The organism is Mycolicibacter sinensis (assembly GCF_001667375.1).
Taxonomy (GTDB): Bacteria; Actinomycetota; Actinomycetes; order Mycobacteriales; family Mycobacteriaceae; genus Mycobacterium; species Mycobacterium sinense_A.
This window is the reverse complement of sequence record NZ_LZIN01000037.1, coordinates 60,570-79,816: the sequence shown is the minus strand read 5'-3', so window position 1 is coordinate 79,816 and position 19,247 is coordinate 60,570. Positions and strand designations below refer to the sequence as shown.

Sequence of the window (19,247 nt, the reverse complement as noted above, 5' to 3'; positions counted from 1 at the left end):
CTAGGCGGGCTGGGAGGCCGGGCGGGCGGGGTCGAAGACATCCACCCCGTCGGTCCGCCAGGCCTCCCGCATCGCGTCGGCGCCCTTGAGCCGCACCCAGGCCGCCTCGGTCGCGGTGATCGGGGTGGCCGAGAAGAACCGCACCGGTTCGCGCGGCTGCGCCAGCGGCAACTCGGCGATATCGCTGTCACCCAGCAGCATCGCGGTGAACGGCACCGCCCCCGACTGCCGGGTCCACAGCGGCCCGCCGAGGTCCATCAACGCGTCGGGGGCCAGCACCACGCCCTCCACCACCGGAGCGGCCGCCACCGCGGCGAGACTGCGGGCCAGCCCGGCATCAGACCCCGAAACCCGCAGGCGCAGAACCACTTCTGCGCGCGGGCCATGCACCGGGTCAGCCAGGATCTGGCCGGGATCGCCCATCGGATGCCGCGAGCAACCCACCGAGGCGTAGTGCACCATCCGGTCGGGCCCGGGGCCGAACCGCAACACCTCGATGGGCTCGACACCCAGGAACGTCACGCGCGCGGCGTCGGGCTGGGAGGTGATGCCCGCGGCGGTGAAATGCGCCCGCAGGTGTTCGCGCACCCGCTCCAGATCGTCGCTCACCGGCGGCTCACCGTCCGGCCGGTGCGACGCTGAGGTTCACCCCGGACCTGGCGTCGAACACCACCACCTTGCCGGCGTCCAGGGCCAGCTCGATGGGCTGCCCGCCGGCCGCCTTGGACGCGGCGGGAACCCGTGCCACCAGTTCGATTTCACCGGACGTCCCGGCCGGCTCGTTCGGGGTGAAGTACAGGTACTTGTCGGCGCCCAGCGATTCGACCAGGTCGACGCGGGCCCCGAACGTGACCGCCTGCCGGCGCTGGGCATCATCGAGCAGTCCGGCATCGCCGAGATGTTCCGGACGCACCCCGATGACCACTTCGCCGCCGGCCGGCGCCGGATGCTTGCCGATCGCGTCGCGAGTCGCCGCGTCGAGCGGGACCTCACCGAACGGCAGTCGCGCACCGGCCGCGGTCAGGGTGCCGGGGAAGAAGTTCATCGCCGGCGAGCCGACGAACCCGGCGACGAACTGGTTGGCGGGCCGCTCATACAGCTCGTCGGGAGTGCCGATCTGCTGCGCGATTCCGCCGTGCATCACCACCACCCGGTCTCCGAGCGTCATCGCCTCGGTCTGGTCGTGGGTGACGTAGACGGTGGTGGTGCCCAGCCGCCGCTGCAGCCGGGCGATCTCGCTGCGCATCTGCACCCGCAGCTTGGCGTCCAGGTTCGACAGCGGCTCGTCCATCAGGAATGCCTTGGGCTGCCGCACGATTGCTCGCCCCATGGCGACGCGCTGACGCTGCCCACCGGAGAGCTGCGAGGGCTTGCGATCCAGAAAGTCGGTCAGATCAAGGATTTTGGCGACTTCAGCCACTTTTTCAGCGATCTGCGCCTTCTTCATCTTGGCCAGGGTCAACGGGAACGCGATGTTGCCCCGCACCGTCATGTGCGGATACAGGGCGTAGGACTGGAACACCATCGCAATGTCGCGGTCCTTGGGCGCGCGCTCGTTGACGCGTTCGCCGCCGATCCGCAACTCCCCCGACGAGATCTCCTCCAGGCCGGCGATCATGTTCAGCGTGGTGGATTTCCCGCAGCCGGACGGTCCCACCAGGATGATGAACTCGCCGTCGGCGATGCTCAGCGACAGATCTTTGACCGCCATGGCACCGTCGGGGTAGCTCTTGGTGACGTGCGAGAGTTCGATCTCTGCCATCGGTCTATCCCTTCACCGCACCGGAGGTCAGTCCGGCCACGATCCGTCGCTGGAAGATTAGAACAAAGATGATGATCGGCACCGTGATCACCATCGCGCCGGCGGCGATGGAGCCGGTCGGCTCCTCGAACTGCGAACTGCCGGTGAAGTTGGCGATCGCCACCGGCGCGGTCACCGAGGCTTTGGTCGCCGTCAGCGACAACGCCAGCAGCAGGTCGTTCCAGGCAAAGATGAACACCAGGATCGCCGCGGTGACGATGCCCGGTGCCGCCAGCGGCGCGATCACCTTGCGGAACGCCTGACCGGGGGTGGCGCCGTCCATCTTGGCAGCCCTCTCCAAGTCCCACGGAATCTCTTGGAAGAACGCCGAAAGCGTGTAGATCGCCAGCGGTAGCGCGAAGGTGATGTAGGGGATGATCAGCCCCGGCCAGGTGTCGAACAGCCCGGTGGCCCGCTCGATGTTGAAAATCGGTGTGACCAGCGAGATCTGGGGGAACATCGCGATCAGCAGTGCGGCCCCGACCAGCAGCCGCTTGCCGGGGAAGTCCAGCCGCGCCACCGCGTAGGCGGCCATTGCGCCGATCACCACCGCGATCACCGTGGTGATCAGCCCGATGCCCACCGAGTTGACCAGCGCCGAGCCGAACACGTCCCCGGCGAAGATGCCGCGGTAGTTGTCCAAGGTCACCGACGACGGAATCAGCTTGCCGTCCTTCACCGTCGACGTCGGTTTGAGCGACAGCGACAGGATCCACAGCACCGGCACCAGCGCGTAAGCCACCACCGCCACATCGATGATCAGCCAGGCCGCGCGGCGGCGAACATCGGTCATTTCTGGTCCGATCCCGGCGCTGCGGCGCCGAACACCTTGACGAACACCCAAGCGATCAACGCGACGCAGACGAAGATCAGCACCGAGATCGCAGAACCCAGTCCCACGTTGAAGCCCTTGAACAGGTTGTCGTAGCCCAGGATCGACACCGAGCCGGTGTTGTTGGAGCCGTTGGTGAGCACGTAGATGTTGTCGAAGATCCGGAACGCGTCAAGGGTGCGGAACAACAAGGCCACCAGGATGGCGGGTTTCATCATCGGCAGGATGACCTTGACCAGTCGCCGCCAGGGGCCGGCGCCGTCGACCTGCGCCGCCTTGAGCAGGTCCTCGGGGACCAAGGCCAGCCCGGCCAGCAGCAGCAGCGCCATGAACGGCGTCGTCTTCCACACCTCGGCCAGCACCACGATGCCCAGCGACGGCAGTTGGTGGGTCAGCGGCGCGCTGCCGGCCGGCAGCAGGTTCGCCAGGTAGCCGGTGCCCGGAGTCCAGGCGTAGTACCAGCTGTAGGCGGCGGCCACCGTGACGATGCCGTAGGGCACCAGCACCGCGGTGCGCACCATTCCCTTGGCGAATATGCTGCGGTGCATCACCAGCGCCAGCGCAAGACCCAGCACGAATTCGATGGCCACCGAGACGACGGTGATACCCAGCGTCACCGCGAAGGCGGTCCACCAGTAGGAGTCGGTCAAGGTGGTCTGGTAGTTGGCCAGGCCGATGAATGCGGTGTCGTCCGGCGTGGCCAGGTTGTAGCGCAGCAGGCTCAACCAGATCGCGTAGCCGATCGGATAGGCCGTCACCGCCAGCATCAGGACCACCGCCGGGGCGACGAGCACGAGGGCCAGCCGGCGCTGTGACCTCTCGTCGGCGTGCGCGGTCACGGGATCAGTCCCTTGCCGTCGATGGCTTTTTGCACCTGTACGGCGAGCTCGTCGGCGGTGCGCTCCGGGTCGATGGCGGTGATCGGCGCCAGCGTCGCCGAGATGCGGGTGGACACCGCCTGATAGACCGGTGTCGCCGGGCGCACCGCGGCGTGGGTGAGTTGGTCGCGAATCAGGTTGTGGTGCGGGTACTTCTGCTGGAATTGCGGGTCGGAGTACACCGAGGTGCGCACCGCGGGCAGGCCACCCTCGATCGCGACATATTTCTGGTTGGCCGCGTCGCGCAGGCACCGCACCGCCTCGAACGCCTCCGCGCGATGACGGGTGGTTCGGGCCACCGCCAGGTTCAGGCCGCCCAAGGTCACCTTGGCCGGATGGCCCGGGGAGACTGCCGGATACGGCGCGAATCCGAGCACCTTGCGGCTGGCCTCGTAGGCGATCCGGTACTGCTCGTCGCTGGGCGCGAACGAGCCCACACCGTCGATGCTGCCGGCCAGGTCCGGCCGCCGGTCCAGCGGCAGAAAACCCACGCCGCCCTTGACCGCGTTCTCCAGCATGGACGGCAGCACGAACGGCCAGTTGACCTCCAGTGCCGCCTTGCCCTGCTCGAAGGCCAGCCGGGCGGTGCCCTCGTCGCTCTGGGTGATCGACGGATCAGCGCCCGGGGCCCTCGCCACCGCCTGCATGATCCGCAGCGCGGCGACGGTGGCGGCCCGATGTTCGGCGGTGTCGGTCAGGGTGACCGTCTTGCCGTCGTCGTCGAGCACGCGGCCCCCGGCGCTGGCCAGCAGGGTGTTGAACCACACCACCAGACCCTCGTACTGCTTGGCCTGCACCGCGATCCAGCTCGGCTCGCCGGCGGCGTGCAGCCGGGCCGCCTCGGCGACCATCCCGTCCCAGGTCGACGGGGCAGTGCTCATCAGATCCGGGCGGTACCAGAGCAATTGGGTATTGGTGATGAGCGGGGCGGCATAGAGCCGGTCTCGCCAGCGGGCGGTCGCCAGCGGCCCCGGCAGAGTGTCGTCTGCAACATCGGCTTCGGCTTTTCCGGCCGGGTCGGCCGACAGTGGCAGCGCCCAGCCGGCCTCGGCGAACTCGGCGGTCCACACCACATCCAGGCCCATCACGTCCAGCGTGCGGTCGTTACCGGTGAGCCGACGGGCCAGTTGCAGGCGCTGGTCGTCGGCGGCTCGCGGCAGGCTGAACTGCTGAATCCGGTAGCGCCCACCGGCCTGCTCGGTACAGCGCGCGGCGATGGCCCGGAAGGTGGCGCTGTCGTTGGCCGGGGTGTACACACTAATCACCAGGCCGTCACCGGCGTGTCCGGCCGAGCCGCAGGCCGCTGCCGCCGAGGCGACGCTCAGCGCCGCCAGCGCGGCCGCGCCCAGCGGCCGTACGCGACCGCGCCGACTCGCCACGCCACCCGCCTCCCGTTGCCGCTTCGTGCCACGACGGTAAGGCCGCCCGGCCGCGCTACGCAACAAACGCGAAGTCAGAGCGTCAGCTTTGCCAACAGATCCCGGCCCTGCTCGGCGCTCTGCGGGTCGCACAGCACGTCGTAGCGCCCCGCCACCAATTGCATGGTCGAGCTGAAATCCCTTGTGCCGCGGGCCATCGCGTAGGGTACCGACGAGGTGATCAGACCGAAGAACACGCCGGCGATCAAGCCGGTCACCAGTGCCTGGGTGGGGTTGGCACTGAAGATGCCCAGCACCAGGCCGATGAACAGCCCCAGCCAGGCCCCGGTCAGCACCCCGCCGCCGAGCACCTTGGGCCAGGTGAGCCGACCGGTAACCCGTTCGACCTGCATCAGGTCGACACCGACGATGGTCACCTGGTGCACCGGAAACTGTTGATCGGACAGGTAGTCCACCGCGCGCTGCGCCTCGGCGTAGGTGGGGTATGCCCCGATCGGCCAGCCTTTGGGCGGCGTGGGCAGCCGGGCCGCGTCACGCCGGCCCGGGGCTGCCGCCCCACCGAGCGGATCGGGGGTCTGTCCGGACTGAAAAGGGCTGGTCATGGGATTTCTCTCTCCTCGCACCGGGAAGCGACTGTCGGGCAACAGGCCGGTCCCGGCGAATCCGCTAGGTTGAACAGCATGACAGCTCCCGGCGAGGATTCTGGCGAGAATCCACGAGCCAATGCCGATCGACCCTGGGCTGAGCCGGGCGCGTCCGGGCCTGAACAGGGCGGCTGGCCCTATCCGTCGGGCTTCGATGGTTATTCTCCTCCGGCGCCGAATTACCCGCCGAGCGGCTACCCTCCGCCGCCACCGCCCGGCGGCTACCCACCGTCCCCGCCGGCGGGCGGCTATCCGGCTCAGCCGCGCTACGACGCACCGCCCGGCGGCTATCCGCCGCCACCGGGTTACGGCCCACCGGGCGACTACCCGGGCTTCGGCGCACCCGGCTACCCCACCGGCTACGGCACACCACCGGGCTACCCGCCGGGCGGCTACGGCACGCCGTATCCGGGCGGCTACTTCAATCCGGGCCAGCCGCAGAAGACCAACGTCTTGGCGGTCAGCTCCCTGGTGGTCGCCTTGCTCGGCCTACTGTTCTGGCCGCTGGGGATCGTCGGCGTGGTGCTGGGTGTCGTTGCGCTGAGCCAGATCAAGCGGACCGGTGAGGCCGGCCACGGCATGGCGGTGGCCGGCACCGCCGTCGGCGCTGTCGCGGTCGTGCTCTCGTTCATCCTCGCGATGGTCGCGCTGCACTGACTCGGACGCCGCTGAGCCATAACGGCGACCCGCTTCGCCCGGCTCCGCCGCGCTTGCGATCGCCTTAGCTCGGCGGCTCGAACGCCGGTGCCTCCCGGCGCATTCCGGCCGCGCGGCCCTTGCCGGCCACCACCAACGCCATCTTGCGGCTGGCCTCGTCGAGCATCTCGTCGCCGAGCATCACCGCGCCGCGGGCGCCGCCGGCCTGCGAGGTGTGCCAGGCGTAGGCCTCCAGGATCAGCTCGGCATGGTCATACTCGGCCTGCCTGGGACTGAAGATCTCGTTGCCCGCCGCGATCTGGTCGGGGTGCAGCACCCATTTGCCGTCGAAACCGAGGGCGGCCGAACGCCCGGCCACCCGCCGGAACGCCTCGACGTCACGGACCTTCAGATAGGGGCCGTCGACGGCGGCGATCCCGTGGGCACGCGCGGCGACCAGGATCGTCATCAGCACATGGTGATAGGCGTCGCCCTCGGTGTAACCCTCGGGCTGCTCGCCGACCTCCAGGGTGCGGGTGTTGAGGCTGGCCATCAGGTCGGCCGGGCCGAGCACCAGCGCCTGCACCCGGGGCGCGGCGGCGATGGCGTTGATATTGGTCAGGCCGCGGGCGTCCTCGATCTGGGCGTCGATGCCGATCTGCCCCACCGGCAGGCCGTGCACCGTCTCCAACTGGGTCAACAGCAGGTCGAGGGCCTGCACGTGGGAGGCGTCGGACACCTTGGGCAACACCACCACATCCAGGCGGGACCCGGCGGCGCCGACGGCCGAGACCACCTCGATCAGATCCGCGTGGGTCCACGGGGTGGTCCAATCATTGACCCGCACACCCAGCAACGGCGCCGTCCAGCCCGGTGCGGTGAGCGCTTCGGCCACTCGGGTCCGAGCCTGCTCCTTGGCGGCCGGGGCGACGGCGTCCTCCAGATCGAGGAAGATCTCGTCGGCGGGCAGACCCTTGGCCTTGTCGATCATCTTCTGGCTGCTGCCGGGCACCGACAGGCAGGTACGGCGGGGGCGATATGCGTTGGTCACCTAAACACTCCTACCCTTTCAACCATGGCGTCGAGCAACAGGGTTTACGCAGCGCGGCTCGCGCGGATGCTGGTGCTGGGCCCGTTCGGCGAATCCGTTGGTCGGGTGCGTGATGTGGTGCTCAGTCTCAGCATCGTGCGTCAGCAGCCGCGTGTACTGGGACTCGTCGTCGAATTACCCACCCGCAGACGCATTTTCGTCCCGATTCTGCGGGTCGCGGCGATCGAGCCCAACGCGGTGACCCTCAACACCGGAACGGTGTCACTGCGCAAGTTCGATCAGCGGCCCGGTGAGGTGCTGGCACTGGGGCAGGTTCTCGACACCAAGGTCCAGGTCACCGATCCCGAGCTGCCGGAGTTGGCCGACGTCGACGTGACGATCACCGACCTGGCCCTCGAGCAGAGCCGCACGCGCGACTGGCTGGTGACGCGGATCGCGGTACGGCACTCCCGACGGCTAGGCCGGCGCGCCGCCGTACACATCGTGGACTGGCGCAACGTGCAGGGCCTGACCCCGTCCGCTCTGGCCATGCCCGGACAGGGCGTGGCCCAGCTGCTGCAGCAATTCGAGGGCTGGCGGCCGATCGAGGTGGCCGACGCGATCCGCGAGCTGCCACCCAAGCGCCGCTACGAGGTGATCAACGCGCTGGACAACGCGCGACTGGCCGACATCCTGCAGGAACTCCCGGAAGAGCGCCAAACCGTCGTGCTGGGTCAGCTGGGCACCGAACGCGCCGCCGACGTCCTGGAGGAAATGGATCCCGACGACGCCGCCGACCTGCTGGGGGCGATGAACCCGACCGAGGCCGAGGCGCTGCTGGCGCGGATGGACCCCGACGACTCCGACCCGGTGCGCCGCCTGCTGGAGCACTCCCCCGACACCGCGGGCGGGTTGATGACCTCCAACCCGGTGGTGCTGACCGCCGACACCTCGGTCGCCGAGGCGCTGGCCCGGGTGCGCGACCCCGACCTGACCCCGGCGCTGGCATCGCTGGTGTTCGTCACCCGGGCCCCCACCGCCACCCCGACCGGCCACTACCTGGGCTGTGTTCCGCTGCAGCGGTTGCTGCGGGTGCCACCGGCCGAACTCATCGGCGGATTCGTCGACTCCGACCTGCCGGTGCTGAACCCGGAGGTGTCGCTGGCGGAGCTGACCCGCTACTTCGCCGCCTACAATCTGGTCTGCGGGCCGGTGCTCGACGAACAGAATCACCTGCTGGGCGCGGTGACGGTCGACGACGTGCTGGACCACCTGCTGCCGCGCGACTGGCGCGAAACCCCCGAGCCGGATCTGGGGCCGAAACTCGCCGGGAGGCCGTCATGACCGACCGCTCGTCATCGCAGCGGCTCTCCACACCGCGCACGTCGCGGCTGCCCGGCCTGCGGATGGACCCGGATGCGCTGGGCCGGTTCACCGAGGGGGTGGCACGGTTCTTCGGCACCGGGCGCTACCTGGCCATCCAGACGCTGCTGGTGGTGGGCTGGATTCTGCTCAACGTCTACGCGGTCAGCCTGAAGTGGGACCCCTACCCGTTCATCCTGCTCAACCTGGCGTTCTCCACCCAGGCCGCCTACGCCGCACCACTGATCCTGCTGGCCCAGAACCGGCAGGAGAACCGCGACCGGGTCAGCCTCGACGAAGACCGCCGCCGGGCCGCGCAGACCAAGGCCGACACCGAATACCTGGCCCGCGAACTGGCGTCGTTGCGGTTGGCGGTCGGCGAGGTCGCCACCCGCGATTACCTGCACCACGAGCTCGAGCGGGTCCGGGAATTGCTCGAGGAGATGCGGCCCGAGCCCGACCCGGCCGGCCCGGAGTCCGCGCCCACCCGCTCGGCTCTCCCGCGTGACGGACGGGCATAACCGACACCAGCGAGACCGGTGTTAGGTATGGTGACCTAGTTCACGAAGCGGAGGCGGCTTCACCTAGGCGTTTCCGAGGCTTTTCAAGGCCTTTTCGAGGCGGACAAGGGGCGGTCGAGTGCCTACAGGGGGCGGTGCAGCCGAGCACCTGTCCCGCGCGGCCAGATGGCGGCGGGCAGCCCGTGCTGCGCTGCGCCCCGCGTTCGGCCTGGCGTTCATCACCCCGTTGGTGTTCGCCGGTGCCGTAGGTGCAACGCCGCGCTCCCCGTCGACCTCGCTCCCCCTGCGCAACGCCGCGGTGACCCCGCTGGCGGCGGTGCACACCGCATCCCCGAGCCACTCCTCGGGTCCCGCCGTTGTCGCGGTGCAACGGCCCCAGCCGAATGTGCGCGTGGCGGCGGGCGCCCCGTCGGCGCCGCCGGCGGCCGTCGTCTACGCGCCGGGCACCCTGGGCATCCCCAAGACGGCGCTGGCGGCCTACCGCAACGCCGAACATCAGATGTCGGTCGCCGCCCCCGAATGTGGGATCAGCTGGAATCTGCTGGCCGGGATCGGCCGCATCGAATCGGCGCATGCCAACGGCGGCGCCACCGACGCGCGCGGCACCGCGCTGCAGCCGATCTACGGACCGGCGCTGGACGGGACGCTGCCGGGCAACGAGGTCATCGTGGCCAGCAGTGCGCCCGGACGCGTCGTCTACGCCCGCGCCATGGGGCCGATGCAGTTTCTGCCGGGAACCTGGTCGCGCTACGCCGCCGACGGTGACGGCGACGGGCGGGCCGACCCGCAGAACGTCTACGACGCGACGCTGGCGGCAGCGCGGTACCTGTGCAGCGGCGGACTCAACCTTCGCGAGCAGTCGCATGTCCTGACCGCGATCCTGCGCTACAACAACTCGATGGCCTACGCGGAGAACGTGATGGGCTGGGCGGCGGCCTACGCCACCGGGGTGGCTCCGGTGGATCTGCCACCGATCCTCGGTCCGGCACCGCCGATCGCAGATTTGCACCTCGAGCACCTGGGGCACCCGGAGGGCCTCGGCCCGGAATCGTTCAGCATGCACGGGATGTCGCCGGTCCATCAGACCGCCGGATCCTCGCTGATCGACCTGGGTCAGTCGAGCATGGAGAACCAGCTGGCCAACCTGCCCTGGCTCCCGCCGTGGACGGCCTCCCCCGAGCAGCAGCAGCTGCCGCGTCCCTCGGCGGCGTGCCGGATGATCTGCCTGGAGCCGCCGGCCGGGACCACCCCGGCGGGATCACCCAATGCCGTCCCACCGGCGCCTTCCGGTGCCCTGGACGCGCCGCAGCCGCCCGCGCCGATGCCGGCCTACGCCGTCCCGCCCGCACCGATGGCCGCCGATGAACCACCCGCACCCGGCGCCCAGGCCCCCGCGATCGCGGCTCCGCCCGCCCCCGCGGCCGTGCCGCCGGAAGCGCCGCCCGCCGGCCCGCCGGCCTGACCGAGATCGGGGCTGTCGCCCACTGGCCTAGACTCGTCTTTGATGTCCAAGACACAAGACGACACCGCCGCCCTGCACGATGCGATCTACGCCGCGCTGGGCACCGTGTTGGACCCCGACATTCAGCGTCCGATCACCGAGCTTGGCATGGTCAAGAGCATCGAGATCGCCGACGACCGCAGTGTGCACGTCACGATCTACCTGACCATCTCCGGCTGTCCGATGAAGACCGAGATCACCAACATGGTGACCCGGGCGGTCAGCGACGTGCCCGGCACCGGCCCGGTCAAGGTGACCCTGGACGTATTCAGCGACGAGCAGCGCGCCGAGCTGCGCAAACAGCTGCGCGGCGACGCCAAGGAACCGGTCATCCCGTTCGCCCAACCGGGCTCGCTGACCAAGGTGTACGCGATCGCCTCGGGCAAGGGCGGGGTCGGAAAGTCCAGTGTCACGGTCAATCTCGCCGTGGCGCTGGCCGAGCGCGGCCTGTCGGTCGGGGTGCTCGACGCCGACATCTACGGCCACTCGGTGCCGCGGATGATGGGCGTCACGGCGCTGCCAACGCAGGTCGACTCGATGATCATGCCGCCGATCGGCTACGGCGTGAAGGTGATCTCGATCGCGATGTTCACCAAGGGCAACACCCCGGTGGTCTGGCGTGGCCCGATGCTGCACCGCGCATTGCAGCAGTTCCTCGCAGACGTCTACTGGGGCGACCTGGATGTGCTGCTGCTCGACCTGCCGCCGGGCACCGGCGACATCGCGATCTCGGTGGCCCAGTTGGTCCCGCCCGCCGAGATCCTGGTGGTGACCACTCCGCAGCAGGCGGCCGCCGAGGTGGCCGAGCGTGCCGGGGCGATCGCCCTGCAGACCCGCCAGCAGGTCGTCGGCGTAGTGGAGAACATGGCCGGGCTGGCGATGCCCGACGGATCCACCATGCACCTGTTCGGCGAGGGCGGCGGCGAGCAGGTCGCCGAGCGGCTGACCCGGGCGATGGGCCGCGACGTGCCGCTGCTGGGTCAGGTGCCGATCGACAGTGAGATGGTGACCGGCGGCGACTCCGGCTCCCCGGTGGTGCTCCAGCCGGACTCGGTGGCCGGCAAAGAGCTGCGCCGGATCGCCGATCAGCTGGCCACCCGCGGACGCGGGCTGGTCGGGATGTCGCTGGGACTGAACACCGGCAACACCCAACGCTGAAGGGCTACCGCCAGCGGGTCAGGTGGCGTCGGCGTCGAACGGTGCCCCGGAAGCCCCGGAAACCAGTCCGGGAGCCGCGATCGGCGCGGGTATCGCGGCGCGCGGATCCTCGGCGAGGGAGCCGACCGCGGTGAACAGCGAATCATCCCCGTCGAGCAGATGCTTGGTCAGCGCTGCCCGCGGGGTCATCCCGCGGAGCTTCTGCAGTTCGCTCAGCGGCGCGCGCAGGTCATCGAACTCCGGGCCCATCTCGTCGCGCAGCTGATCGGTGGCGTTGGTGACGTACTCGCGGGCCTGACGCAACGCGTTCGCGGTCCAGCGGATCGCCCCAGGGAGCCGCTCCGGGCCCAGGATCACCAACCCGACCACCACGAGAACCAGGATCTCCCCCCAGCCGACATTGGCGAACATCAGCCGAACATCTAGCCGTCGCCGGTGGGAGTCACGTTCAACGTGACATTGCGCCCGTCGCGGACCACCTCGACGGGCGCTTCCTTGCCGATGGTCAACTGGCGCACCGCGACGACGAATTCGTCGGCGTTGGCGACGGTGCGGTCACCGATCTTGACCACCACGTCGTTCTCCAGGATGCCGCCCTTCTCCGCGGGGCTGCCGACCTTGACGTTGGCGATCTGCGCGCCCGAGGCGATCGCGTTGCTGACCGACCGCGCGCTCACCCCCAGCGAGGGGTGCACGATCTTGCCGTCTCTGATCAGCGCTTCGGCCACCATCTTCATCTCATTGACCGGAATCGCGAATCCCAGGCCACTGGCGCTGTCGGACAACGACTTTCCGGCGGTGTTGATCCCGACCAGCTGCGCATCCATGTCGATCAGCGCGCCACCGGAGTTGCCGTGGTTGATCGAGGCGTCGGTCTGCACCGCGTCGATGACGGTGTCGGTGTCGGAGTCCTCGCCCGACAGCGGCACCGGCCGGTGGACGGCACTGATGATGCCGTGGGTGACGGTGCTGCGCAGGCCCAACGGGGCACCGGCGGCGATCACCTCGTCGCCGACCCGGATCTTGTCGGAGTCGCCGAGACGAGCCACGGACAGGTTGTCGACGTTGTCCACCTTGAGCACGGCCAGGTCGGTCTTGGGGTCGCGGCCCACCAGGTTGGCCAGCACCTCTTTGCCGTCGTTGAACACCACGGTGGTCTTGAACTTGCTGGGGTTGTTGGCCGCTTCGGAGATGACGTGGTTGTTGGTGACGATGTAGCCCTTGCCGTCGATGACCACACCGGAGCCCTGCATGCCCTGGTCGTCGCTGACCGATTCGATGGTCACCACCGAATTGGCGATGGCTTCGGCGACCTTGGCGAACCGGCCGGCCGGTTCCTCGGCGTTGCCCTTGGTCGACAAGGTCACCTTCGAGGTGGTGAACGCCTCGACGACCTGCGCGGTGGTACGCCCGACCCAGCCGCCGACCAGGCCGATGGCCAGCGCGATCGCGGCCAGGACGCCCAGCGCGCGGTAGGAGACGCGGTCGCCGAACAGCACGTCGCGCACGCCGAGCCGCCCGCCCAGGTCCCCCGATGCCCGCGGCGGCGGCGCGACGATGGCGGGCGCACCCAGCCCGGCGCCCGCGGCGGGGTCACGCCACGGGTCGTCGGTCTCGGTGAACTCGTCCGGCTTGCCGTTGCGTCCCAGCGCGCCGGCATCGGCAGGATGGCGCTGCAAGGACGGACCGGCGCCGAAGGGACGGCCGAACGCCTCCTTGAGCACCGGGTCGGGCGGCAGGTCACGCGGAGCGTACTCGCCCTGGTCGCGGTATTTCTTGGGCCGCACGTCGGCGGGGATGAACGATCCGGGCACCCCGTCGGGCCGGCCGAAGGCCTTCTTGGACGCCTGGTCCACGGGAGGCCGGTAGACAGGCCGCGGCGCCAAGCGGTTACCGCCGGCGTTCTCGTTGTTGGAGCTCAACCTATTCCTCTTCCGGTCCCCGTCGGCTTCCAGGCGCCGCAAGCGAAGCGCTACTGGCGCGCTGGCGCCGCATCGCATCCACCTTACCGACGTTTGCGGCGATCCTGCGGCTTGCCGTCGGTCAACCGGTTGGGCATCGGCGTCGTGGACTCACCGGATGGCGGGTCGGCGGGACAGTCGGGGATCTGGGACAGCAGGCCGAGCAGCGAGGAGGGAATCCGGATCGGATGCGAATCCCGCAGCGCCGACCGGGCCCGGCCCTGATACTCCACTTCGGCTGCACAGTCGGCGCACAACGACAGGTGGTGAGCGGCCCGCAGGTGGGCGTTCATCCGCAACTCGCCATCGACGTAGGCGGCGATCGCTTCGCTGCACAGGTGCTCGGTGGATCCGAACTGGCGTGGGGCGCCGACCGGGGCGTCACTCTGCGAGGCGAATTGCGCGGGAAGCCAGGAGAACGCACGACGGAAGACACCTCCGCGTTCCGTCACCTCCGGACTCCTTCCGTCAACGCAGCGATACGCCTGACGTTCACACCGAAACTATGAGAATCGTCCTTATAAGAATGTAGCGCGAGATGGCGCGTCGTCGCGGCAACCGCAGCGTCGGCGGCGTGACTCAGCCTGCCGCGACACCGCCGAAAGCGGCCCCGTCGCGCTGGCCGGGACGGTCGGCGAGGTAGTCGCGCAGCGCCTGGCGACCCCGGTGAATGCGGCTGCGCACGGTGCCCAGCTTCACCCCCAGGGTGGCGCCGACCTCTTCGTAGGACAGCCCTTCGATGTCGCACAGCACCACGGCCGCCCGGAACTCCGGGGCCAACGAGTCCAGCGCCGCCTGCAGGTCGGGATCCAGCCGCGCGTCGTGGTAGATCTGCTCGGGGTCGGGCTCGTCGGCCGGGACCCGGTCGTAATCCTCGGGCAGCGCCTCCATCCGCACCCGCCCACGCCGGCGCACCATGTCCAGGAACAGGTTGGTGGTGATCCGGTGCAGCCAGCCCTCGAACGTCCCGGGCTGGTAGTTGTGCAGCGAGCGGAACACCCGGATGAAGGTCTCCTGGGTCAGGTCCTCGGCGTCCTGCTGGCTGCCCGACAGCCGGTAGGCCAGCCGATACACCCGGTCCGCGTGCTGCCGCACCAGCTCGTCCCACGACGGCATGGCCGCCACGTCCCCGGTGGCGTCGAACACCGCGGTGCCCTGCGGCTCCTCGGAGGGCTCCACCCAGTCGGAGTCGGAATAACGGTCCGAGTGGGTAGTCGGGTGCGACATGGCGACCGGGGGCAGCAAAGTGGTTATGGCGACGTCCTCCGTATCCGGGCAGCCGTCTGGCGACGACAGCGTGATATCGCGGTCAACGTGCGCCGGGCCCCTCGTATTCCGAGCGTCTCGAGGCCGGTTCCTACCTCGTTCCATGCAGCTACCGTTGCCTATCGCGGTGTGTCGGCTCTGTGTCGGCCCTGAACGCCGACTGTGAACTTGTGTTCGAATACGCCGCAGGGTGCGTCGATGGATCCGGATAACGGTTCGGACACGGGCCGCGTCCCGGGCGTGTCGCGCGGGCGAGCCGCTACCCCGCCGCCCCCGGGCCTGTCCTACGCTGCGCACATGGCCAGCACCGACGACACTTCCGGACCGCAGCCGCCGCACAACAGCCGGGCGGACGCCCTCCTGGCGCACGCCGAGGCCTCGATGTCCGAAGACGCGGTCCTGGCCGCCGCCCGCGACCGGGCCGGCGAGATCGGCGTCGCCTCGATCAGTGCGGCGGTAGGCGCGCTGCTGGCCCTGTTGACCAAGCTCAGCGGCGGCAAGGCCGTGGTCGAGGTCGGCACCGGGGCCGGCGTCAGCGGACTGTGGCTGCTGTCGGGCATGGGCGAAGACGGCGTTCTGACCACTATCGACATCGAGCCCGAGCACCAGCGCACCGCCAAGCAGGCGTTCGGCGACGCCGGTATCGGGCCGTCGCGGACCCGGTTCATCAGCGGCCGCGCCCAAGAGGTCCTGACCCGTCTCGCCGACGAGTCCTACGACCTGGTTTTCGTCGACGCCGACCCGATCGACCAGCCCGGATACGTGCTGGAGGCGGTGCGGTTGCTGCGGTCCGGCGGGGTGGTCGTGCTGCACCGAGCGGCACTCGGTGGCCGGGCCGGCGACCCGGCGGCCAACGACGCCGAGGTGATCGCGGTGCGGGAGGCGGCCCGATTGATCGCCGAGGATGAGCGCCTGACCCCGGCTCTGATCCCGCTGGGCGACGGGCTGTTGGCCGCCGTCCGCGACTGACCCTTCCCGATTCGCGAGCGTGCGCGGTGGTACGCGCCGCGCCGCGACCTGACGCACAAACCGACCCGCTCGCGGTAGTGGGGCGAAACGCTTGACGGCGCCTGAACGCGTGTTTAGCATTTTGAATATGCGTTCAGTCGACCTGACGGCCAGCGCGAAGATTCGTGACGCGGCGATCGAGCAGTTCGGCCGGCACGGATTCGGGGTGAGCGTCCGGGCGATCGCCGAAGCCGCCGGGGTCAGCGCCGCGCTGGTCATTCACCACTTCGGCTCCAAAGAAGGACTGCGCAAAGCCTGCGACGAGTTCGTCGCCGAGGAGATCCGCAGCGGAAAATCCGAGGCGATGCGCTCGGCGGATCCGGCCACCTGGTTCGCCGCGATGGCCGAAATCGAGTCCTACGCCTCACTGATGGCCTACCTGGTCCGCACCATGCAGTCCGGCGGCGAACTGGCGGACACGCTGTGGCGCCGGATGATCGACAACGCCGAGGGCTATCTCGACGAGGGTGTGCGCGCCGGCACGCTCAAACCCAGCCGCGACCCCAAAGCCAGGGCGAAATACCTGGCCATCACCGGCGGAGGCGGATTCCTCCTGTATCTGCAGATGCATGAGGACCCGACGAATCTGCGCGCCGTGTTACGTGACTACGCCCGCGACATGATGCTGCCCGCACTCGAGATCTACACCGAGGGCCTGCTTGCCGACCGCACCATGTACGACGCCTACCGGGAAGAACTAGGGGGAACCGATGCGACCTGATAACCGTTGGCCAGCCATCGAAATCCGCGGACTGGAAAAGAATTTCGGTGCGGTCAAGGCACTGGATGGACTGGATATGACCGTGCACGCCGGCGAGGTCCACGGCTTTCTCGGGCCCAACGGAGCCGGCAAGTCCACCACCATTCGGATCCTGCTGGGCCTGGTCCGGGCCGATAGTGGGACGGTGCGCCTGCTCGGCGGCGACCCGTGGACCGACGCGGTTGACCTGCACCGGGAGATCGCCTACGTGCCAGGCGATGTCACATTGTGGCCGTCCCTGACCGGCGGCGAGATCATCGACCTGCTGGCCCGGATGCGCGGCGGAATCGACGAACGGCGGCGTGACGAGTTGATCGAACGCTTCGACTTGGACCCCGGCAAGAAGGCTCGCACCTACTCGAAAGGCAACCGCCAGAAGGTCTCGCTGATCTCGGCGTTCTCCTCCCATGCCCGGCTGCTTCTGCTCGACGAGCCCAGCAGCGGACTGGACCCGTTGATGGAGAACGTATTCCAGCAGTGCGTCGCCGATGCGAACCGGCGCGGGGCCACCGTCCTGTTGTCCAGCCATATTTTGGCCGAGACCGAGAAACTGTGTCAGCGGGTGACGATCATCCGCGCCGGACGCGTCATCGAGAGCGGCTCGCTGGATTCGCTGCGCCACCTGCACCGCACCTCGATTCAAGCCGACTTGGCGAGCGACCCCGGCGATCTCAGCCGAATCCCGGGGGTATCGGACGTGCACTACAACGGCACCGTGCTGCACGCGCAGGTCGACAGCGCCAGTCTCGGCGAGCTCATCGCCGCCCTCGGTGCCGCCGGCGTGCGCAGCCTCACCAGCCGCCCGCCGACGCTGGAAGAATTGTTCTTGCGGCACTACGACACGGTGCGAGCATGACCGCCGTTGCCCACCAAGCACATCCGGGTTTTCGGCCGTCCGGGAACACCTCAGAGCTCTCCGGCACCGTCGGCATGCTTCGGCTCTATCTGCGCCGCGACCGCGTCGTCCTGCCGCTCTGGGTGCTGCTGCTCTCATTGCCGCTGGCCGGCGTCTACATCGGCAGCATCCAGGCCATTTACCCCACCGCAGCCGACCGCGCCGGCCTGGCCGCGACGATCATGGCCAGCCCGGCCCAGCGCGCCATGTACGGGCAGGTCTACAACGACAGTCTCGGCGCGGTGGGCATTTGGAAGGCCGGGATCTTCCACCTGCTGATCGCGGTGGCGGTGATACTGACCGTCATCAGGCACACCCGCGCCGACGAGGAGACCGGCCGCACCGAGTTGATCGACTCGACCGCGGTGGGCCGCTATGCCGGGCTGACCGGCGCATTGCTGCTGGCGTCCGGCGCTTCGGTGGCCACCGGCATCGTCGGCGCAGCAGGGCTGCTCACCACCGAGGTGCCGGCAGCCGGATCGTTCGCGTTCGGGGCGGCGCTGGCCTGTTCCGGGCTGGTGTTCACCGCCGTGGCCGCGGTGGCAGCGCAGCTGTCTCCGGGCGCCCGGTTCGCCCGCGGCGCCGCGTTCGGCGTGCTGGCCGCCGCCTTCACACTGCGGGCGGTCGGCGACGCCGGATCCGGCGCGCTGTCGTGGCTTTCACCGCTCGGCTGGTCACTACAGGTCCGGCCTTACGCGGGTGAGCGCTGGTGGGTGCTGCTGCTGCATCTGACGGCGGCAGCCGGTCTCACCTGGTTGGCCTACCGGCTCGCCGCCCGCCGCGATGTCGGAGCCGGGCTACTGGCCGATCGCCCGGGTCCGCGCCGGGCGGCGCCGGCGCTGGCCGGGTCCTTCGGTTTGGCGTGGCGGCTGGATCGCGGCGCATTGCTGCTGTGGACAACTGGCTTGGCGCTCTACGGGTTGCTGGTCGGCAGCGTGGTGCACGGCATCGGCGACGAGGTCGGCAGCGACAGCGCCCGCGACATCGTCGTCCGGTTGGGCGGGACCGCGGCACTGGAGCAGGCTTTCGTCGCGGTGGCGTTCACCATGCTGGGCATGGTCGCAGCCGCCTTCGCGGTGTCACTGGTGCTGCGGCTGCACCAGGAGGAAGCCGCTGGGCGCGCCGAGACCCTGTCCGCCGGTTCGCTCGGGCGCGACCGTTGGCTGGCAAGCCATCTGGTGATCGCGCTGACCGGATCGGCGGTCGCGATACTGGCCGCCGGCGTGGTGGCCGGGACCGTCTACGGGGTTGCGGTCGGTGACGTCGGCGGGCAGCTGGCCACCGTGGTCGGCAGCGCCGCGGTGCAGCTGCCGGCGGTCTGGTTGCCCGCGGCGGTAGTGGTGGCGCTGTTCGGTCTGGTCCCGCGGTTTGCTCCCGCCGGGTGGGCGGTGCTGATCGGGTTCGTCGCGCTGTATCTGCTCGGCTCGATCTCCGGCCTGCCGCAGTGGCTGCTGGACCTCGAGCCGTTCGCCCACGTCCCGCTGGTCGGCACCGGTGACTTCAGCGTCGTGCCGCTGGTGGTGCTGCTGGTGCTCGACGCCACGCTGATCGCCCTCGGCGGCTGGGCACTCCGGCGCCGAGACCTGAGGGCCTGAGGAGGCAGAGGTGAGAAGTG

The 19,247-nt window shown here is 69.4% G+C and carries 20 protein-coding genes; 9 read left to right on the top strand and 11 right to left on the bottom strand.

Annotation, left to right across the window (positions count from 1 at the left end; all coding sequences use genetic code 11):
- The 6 genes from A5771_RS07510 to A5771_RS07485 form a co-directional block, all read right to left on the bottom strand.
- Positions 1-609 carry a suppressor of fused domain protein gene (locus A5771_RS07510; protein ID WP_064854580.1) on the bottom strand — a complete coding sequence of 203 codons (609 nt, stop codon included), beginning with the start codon at positions 607-609 and terminating at the stop codon, positions 1-3.
- A 7-nt stretch (positions 610-616) separates the two neighbouring features.
- Positions 617-1,762, bottom strand: coding sequence for an ABC transporter ATP-binding protein (locus tag A5771_RS07505; RefSeq protein WP_064854579.1), 1,146 nt, complete (start codon positions 1,760-1,762; stop codon positions 617-619).
- Between the two features lie 4 nt (positions 1,763-1,766).
- Positions 1,767-2,594: a carbohydrate ABC transporter permease gene (locus A5771_RS07500; protein ID WP_064854578.1), complete on the bottom strand. Its 828-nt coding sequence runs from the start codon at positions 2,592-2,594 to the stop codon at positions 1,767-1,769.
- The gene (locus A5771_RS07495) at positions 2,591-3,472 is read right to left on the bottom strand and encodes a carbohydrate ABC transporter permease (RefSeq protein ID WP_064854577.1); all 882 of its coding nucleotides are present in this window, start codon (positions 3,470-3,472) and stop codon (positions 2,591-2,593) included. Before A5771_RS07495 ends, A5771_RS07500 begins: the two co-directional genes overlap by 4 nt.
- Positions 3,469-4,890, bottom strand: a complete 1,422-nt coding sequence (locus tag A5771_RS07490; protein WP_064854576.1) for an ABC transporter substrate-binding protein — start codon at positions 4,888-4,890, stop codon at positions 3,469-3,471. Before A5771_RS07490 ends, A5771_RS07495 begins: the two co-directional genes overlap by 4 nt.
- A 74-nt stretch (positions 4,891-4,964) precedes the next feature.
- Complete coding sequence (locus A5771_RS07485; RefSeq protein WP_064854575.1) at positions 4,965-5,492, bottom strand: general stress protein; 528 nt, start codon at positions 5,490-5,492, stop codon at positions 4,965-4,967.
- 78 nt (positions 5,493-5,570) lie between these two features.
- Between A5771_RS07485 and A5771_RS24290 the strand changes: the two genes are divergently transcribed.
- Complete coding sequence (locus tag A5771_RS24290) at positions 5,571-6,191, top strand: DUF4190 domain-containing protein (RefSeq protein ID WP_082947105.1); 621 nt, start codon at positions 5,571-5,573, stop codon at positions 6,189-6,191.
- A gap of 64 nt (positions 6,192-6,255) precedes the next feature.
- Here the strand turns inward: A5771_RS24290 and A5771_RS07475 are convergent, their stop codons facing one another.
- The gene (locus A5771_RS07475) at positions 6,256-7,221 is read right to left on the bottom strand and encodes an HpcH/HpaI aldolase/citrate lyase family protein (protein WP_064854573.1); all 966 of its coding nucleotides are present in this window, start codon (positions 7,219-7,221) and stop codon (positions 6,256-6,258) included.
- A gap of 24 nt (positions 7,222-7,245) precedes the next feature.
- Between A5771_RS07475 and A5771_RS07470 the strand changes: the two genes are divergently transcribed.
- The 4 genes from A5771_RS07470 to A5771_RS07455 all read left to right on the top strand — a co-directional run bounded on the left by A5771_RS07470 (position 7,246) and on the right by A5771_RS07455 (position 11,742).
- A complete protein-coding gene (locus A5771_RS07470; protein WP_064854572.1) occupies positions 7,246-8,544 on the top strand; it encodes a magnesium transporter MgtE N-terminal domain-containing protein in 1,299 nt (432 codons plus the stop codon).
- Positions 8,541-9,083: a DUF1003 domain-containing protein gene (locus A5771_RS07465; RefSeq protein ID WP_064854571.1), complete on the top strand. Its 543-nt coding sequence runs from the start codon at positions 8,541-8,543 to the stop codon at positions 9,081-9,083. Before A5771_RS07470 ends, A5771_RS07465 begins: the two co-directional genes overlap by 4 nt.
- A 118-nt stretch (positions 9,084-9,201) precedes the next feature.
- On the top strand, positions 9,202-10,545 hold the full coding sequence (locus tag A5771_RS07460; protein WP_064854570.1) for a lytic transglycosylase domain-containing protein: 1,344 nt from the start codon (positions 9,202-9,204) through the stop codon (positions 10,543-10,545).
- A gap of 42 nt (positions 10,546-10,587) precedes the next feature.
- The gene (locus tag A5771_RS07455; protein WP_064854569.1) at positions 10,588-11,742 is read left to right on the top strand and encodes an Mrp/NBP35 family ATP-binding protein; all 1,155 of its coding nucleotides are present in this window, start codon (positions 10,588-10,590) and stop codon (positions 11,740-11,742) included.
- A gap of 18 nt (positions 11,743-11,760) precedes the next feature.
- On the opposite strand, the gene tatB is transcribed toward A5771_RS07455, so the two are convergent.
- The 4 genes from tatB to sigE all read right to left on the bottom strand — a co-directional run bounded on the left by tatB (position 11,761) and on the right by sigE (position 15,074).
- Complete coding sequence (gene tatB / locus A5771_RS07450) at positions 11,761-12,153, bottom strand: Sec-independent protein translocase protein TatB (RefSeq protein ID WP_064854568.1); 393 nt, start codon at positions 12,151-12,153, stop codon at positions 11,761-11,763.
- 11 nt (positions 12,154-12,164) lie between these two features.
- Complete coding sequence (gene htrA / locus A5771_RS07445) at positions 12,165-13,742, bottom strand: serine protease HtrA (protein ID WP_207545404.1); 1,578 nt, start codon at positions 13,740-13,742, stop codon at positions 12,165-12,167.
- A gap of 5 nt (positions 13,743-13,747) precedes the next feature.
- On the bottom strand, positions 13,748-14,155 hold the full coding sequence (gene rseA / locus A5771_RS07440; protein WP_064854567.1) for an anti-sigma E factor RseA: 408 nt from the start codon (positions 14,153-14,155) through the stop codon (positions 13,748-13,750).
- A gap of 127 nt (positions 14,156-14,282) precedes the next feature.
- Positions 14,283-15,074, bottom strand: coding sequence for an RNA polymerase sigma factor SigE (gene sigE / locus A5771_RS07435; protein WP_082947104.1), 792 nt, complete (start codon positions 15,072-15,074; stop codon positions 14,283-14,285).
- A gap of 192 nt (positions 15,075-15,266) precedes the next feature.
- Here sigE and A5771_RS07430 point away from each other — a divergent pair, with 192 nt between their 5' ends.
- The 4 genes from A5771_RS07430 (at position 15,267) to A5771_RS07415 (ending at position 19,227) form a co-directional block, all read left to right on the top strand.
- Positions 15,267-15,938, top strand: a complete 672-nt coding sequence (locus tag A5771_RS07430; protein ID WP_064854565.1) for an O-methyltransferase — start codon at positions 15,267-15,269, stop codon at positions 15,936-15,938.
- 127 nt (positions 15,939-16,065) lie between these two features.
- Entirely contained in the window at positions 16,066-16,698 is a 633-nt protein-coding gene (locus A5771_RS07425; protein ID WP_064854564.1) for a TetR/AcrR family transcriptional regulator, read from the top strand.
- A complete protein-coding gene (locus A5771_RS07420) occupies positions 16,688-17,593 on the top strand; it encodes an ABC transporter ATP-binding protein (protein WP_064854563.1) in 906 nt (301 codons plus the stop codon). The genes A5771_RS07425 and A5771_RS07420 overlap by 11 nt, the downstream gene beginning before the upstream one ends.
- Positions 17,590-19,227, top strand: coding sequence for an ABC transporter permease (locus A5771_RS07415; RefSeq protein ID WP_207545403.1), 1,638 nt, complete (start codon positions 17,590-17,592; stop codon positions 19,225-19,227). The genes A5771_RS07420 and A5771_RS07415 overlap by 4 nt, the downstream gene beginning before the upstream one ends.
- Positions 19,228-19,247: the final 20 nt, after the last annotated feature.